Raw genomic sequence first — 3,543 nt, 5'->3', positions numbered from 1 at the left:
CAGCTTTTTATGAACAGGCAAGATGCCTGTTCCACAAAACAATTCATCTCTTGTGGAACGGGCATCTTGCCCGTTCTGGAGAATCGTGCCAGATGTGAGACTCACCTCATCCTCCTCCCTCTGTGCCCTTGTGGGACAGGCGTCTCGCCTGTCAATTTCTGCGGTTCCCCCTCTAAACAGGGCCTCAGTCGGTGTGGCGCTCGGCTCAATCGCCCGCGCTGCCAATTCGCCGCCACCCAGCGCCGCCAAAGTCAAAAATGCAATAATCGGAATTCGCATAGACATTAAATTTAAAGCACACCCAACGCATATTACCCAAAACCGGGTTCCCTGCATAATTAGCCGAAAAGAAACCCGGTATTTTTGAGGCTACCGGGTTTCTGCGATGCTGAAATGTGGGAAAGTTCGATCGACTGCGGGCGATCGTTAAATTTGTGTTAACAAACCTGACGGTGAACTGAGTACAGTTAGACCGCAGGCTTCTTTTTCCTTTTTTTCAAAGGCTTTTTATAGCGGTTCTCAAAAAAGTGAGGTATGCCCTATGCCCCATGCCCTATGCCCACGGAGGCCTATGCCCTATGCCCATGAGTACCTCATCTTTCTGAGAAAGGCTATATATTAAATAGCTTGTCGAGAAACACGTTTCTCAAAATGAGCCTGAGTCTGCTGCAACAGTTGTTCGCGACTATCCTTAGCGGTGGTAATGGTAGGGAGCAAGTTGCGAGCTTGTAAAGTCATGTGAAGCTGTAGGTGTGCTACGTACTCACTGACATCTTCGCGAAGAGAGCAAGCCGGGTACTGTTTTAAAGTAGAGTTCAAAGTGTTCTCCTGCTTTGGGTTTGTAGTTTTTTCTAATAATCATAGACAATATCATGGTCTATTTCTAACTGTGTACTCCGTAATGAAGTTTAACCTTTGGACTGCTTTTTTGTTACAATCCTTTACAAAAGTATCTTACCTCTCAGGAGTCGATCGCCCATGCAGTCTCAAGCATTTGTAGGACAAAAGCACACATTAAGTACATTTGTCAATAGCAGCCGCCAAACAGCAGCCTACCTGGACATCGGGTGCGGCAGACCCTTATTGATGCTGCACGGTTTCTTAGGAGAAAAGACTTGCTGGCTGCCATTAATTGAGTTATTGCAATCTCAGTTTCGGTGCATCAGTTTAGATATGTTAGGTTTTGGAGAATCCAGCAAACCAGAAATCCGCTACGACGTAGCTGTAGAAGTTGCTTTTGTCCGGCAAGTTGTACAACAACTAAATATCGAACCATGCTGCATAATCGGACATTCTTTTGGCGGTTGGGTAGCATCTGCATATTCCCTCAAATATCCTAATTCTGTTAGCAGTTTAGTGTTAGCAGCACCGGCCGGAATTCGGGACGACAGTTTTTGTGGTCAATACGATGCTTTGCGGCCGCTGCTGTGGGAAACCCCAGCCGTGGATTGGGCCTTGCAGTTGGCAAAACCTTTTGCGAGTTTAGCGGGAAAAAGTGAGCAATTGCAGCAAATTTCCGGGTGGCGCAGGGAGTTGATGTCTCAACCAGTAGCAAGGTCATTTTTAATGAGTCGGATGAGGCCGGAAGACGCAGTTGATACAGTAGAAAAAGAAATTCACAAATTGCAAATTCCTACCTTAGTCATCGCAGCAGAGAGTGACGAAACAATTCCTCTATGGCACTGTGAAAGCTACGCGGGCGAGATACCGGGGGCCGAGTTAGCAATTATTCCCAATGCTGCTCACGGGTTGCCGCAAACTCAAGCTCCCATCATGGCCAAGTTGATTAGTAAATTTTTGAATAGTTAAGAAAAACTGTGCAACAAGCGGAATCCTGAAAATTGTGATAAGCCACAACGGGAAAATAATTGTGTTTTAGTATACTACTTTACTACGAAATACAGAATATATTGGTTAGTGTCTTGTACAATTATTTTTATGGCTCTTAAATCTTGTGTCAGCACGAGCTACAGACATTTAGTGGAGTCGGGGATATTACCAATGGCGGCAATGAGAAACTATTTTAATCTGGAACAAATTACGACAGCCAGAAAAATTAGTGCTGCGGTAATTAACATCAGCGGCCGCCAGCGAATGCTTTCCCAACGAACGGCTTTTTTTTGCATGAGGTTAGTTTGCTCTCAGAATGGGGTAGAAAGAGCAAAACTGCGCGGGAATTTGTTAGAGGCGATCGAGCTTATGGAAAAATCGCACCGCGACTTAATTAATATTGGCAGCAGCGTCAACTTAGTGAGTCCCCCTTCAGCCACCCTCAAGGCAATGTATTTTGAGCCGCCACTGTATTTAGACAGACAAGTGCGCGCATATATCGATCGAATAAAAGCATTGGTGCAAGTTCCTGATGCCGAACTCATGCTGGAAAACCCCCACCTGCTGTACATTGTGGAAGCAGCGGGCGGCGACTTGCTAGAAGCTTTCGATGCCGTGGTGAGTCAATACCAGCAAGAAAGCGAAATCGAACAATTTGAAATCGACCTCAAACAGGTAGAACTTTATCAAGAAAGTTGTGCTGCTACCTCGAAAGCGGAAGCTCAAGCCGCCCAGCTCGATCGCGCACTTTGCGAACTAAAACAAACTCAAGCTCAACTCCTCCACAGCGAAAAAATGTCTTCGCTGGGGGCGCTAATGGCTAGTATCGTCCACGAAATTAATAACCCAGTTAGTTTTATTTACGGCAACTTGAGCCATGCCGCAATTTATACTCAAGATTTGTTGCACCTGCTGTGTCTCTATCAAGAATGCTATCCCAATCCCTGTCCCGATATCACAGCTAAAATCGAAGAGATAGATCTGGATTTTCTAGTTGAAGACTTGCCTAAAGTCATCTCTTCCATGCAAATGGGTTCCACTCGCATTCGCGAAATTGTCAAATCTATGGGCAACTTTTCGCGAACCGATAACAGTAACATGACCATGTGCGACTTGCACGACAGCATTGACAGCACCGTGTTAATTTTGCGAAACCGTCTCAATTCTCAAATAGACCGTCGCGACATTCAAGTCATTAAAAATTATGGAAAATTGCCTCCTGTAGAGTGTTATTCAGGACAGCTAAATCAAGTATTTATGAATCTAATTACCAACGCGATCGATGCTTTGGACGAGGTATCACAAAATCAGCCCAATGCTGCGCTAAAAATTTTGATAACCACAGAATTAGCAGGGCCCGATCGCGTGAGAGTGCGGATTGCTGACACGGGACCCGGAATGACACCAGAGATAAAAGAGCGAATGTTCGAGCAGTTTTTCACCACCAAGGAAATCGGTAAAGGTACCGGTTTAGGATTGTCTATTGTCTACAAAATCTTAGTAGAAAATCACCGAGGATCGCTCCGGTGCGAGTCGGAACCCTGTAAGGGAACCGAGTTTATCATTGAACTGCCGATCCAGCAAACTTAAGCAATTTACTAATCATCCAAATTTATCTCTGTTAACTGTGGCACGGGCGTCCCGCCTGTGTGAACTGTGTGTGGCACGGGCGTCCCGCCTGTGTGAACTGTGTGTGGCACGGGCGTCCCGCCT

At 45.8% G+C, this 3,543-nt stretch carries 3 protein-coding genes and 1 pseudogene; 2 read left to right on the top strand and 2 right to left on the bottom strand.

Annotated elements, in window-relative coordinates:
* Together QUA16_RS16320 and QUA16_RS16315 are read right to left on the bottom strand one after the other, a co-directional pair.
* Window positions 1–285 (bottom strand): annotated as a pseudogene (locus QUA16_RS16320) (BamA/TamA family outer membrane protein); the annotation flags it as partial.
* A 333-nt stretch (window positions 286–618) separates the two neighbouring features.
* On the bottom strand, window positions 619–819 hold the full coding sequence (locus QUA16_RS16315) for a hypothetical protein (protein WP_006634481.1): 201 nt from the start codon (window positions 817–819) through the stop codon (window positions 619–621).
* A 159-nt stretch (window positions 820–978) separates the two neighbouring features.
* On the opposite strand from QUA16_RS16315, the gene QUA16_RS16310 reads away from it, so the two are divergent.
* Window positions 979–1,809, top strand: a complete 831-nt coding sequence (locus tag QUA16_RS16310; RefSeq protein WP_333104311.1) for an alpha/beta hydrolase — start codon at window positions 979–981, stop codon at window positions 1,807–1,809.
* A 129-nt stretch (window positions 1,810–1,938) separates the two neighbouring features.
* Window positions 1,939–3,420 (top strand): ATP-binding protein, encoded by a 1,482-nt coding sequence (locus QUA16_RS16305; protein WP_333104312.1) that lies wholly within the window; start codon window positions 1,939–1,941, stop codon window positions 3,418–3,420.
* Window positions 3,421–3,543 lie beyond the last annotated feature (123 nt).

The sequence above is a fragment of the Microcoleus sp. S13_C3 genome, from assembly GCF_036700905.1.
Taxonomy (GTDB): domain Bacteria; phylum Cyanobacteriota; class Cyanobacteriia; order Cyanobacteriales; family Microcoleaceae; genus Microcoleus.
Note: the sequence above shows the minus strand (reverse complement) of the source record. Positions and strands in the feature narration are given on the sequence as shown.

Bases quoted from the DNA above. Each gene is read 5' to 3' on its own strand.
- QUA16_RS16310 (WP_333104311.1), top strand. From the start codon at position 979: ATGCAGTCTCAAGCATTTGTAGGACAAAAGCACACATTAAGTACATTT.
- QUA16_RS16305 (WP_333104312.1), top strand. From the start codon at position 1,939: ATGGCTCTTAAATCTTGTGTCAGCACGAGCTACAGACATTTAGTGGAG.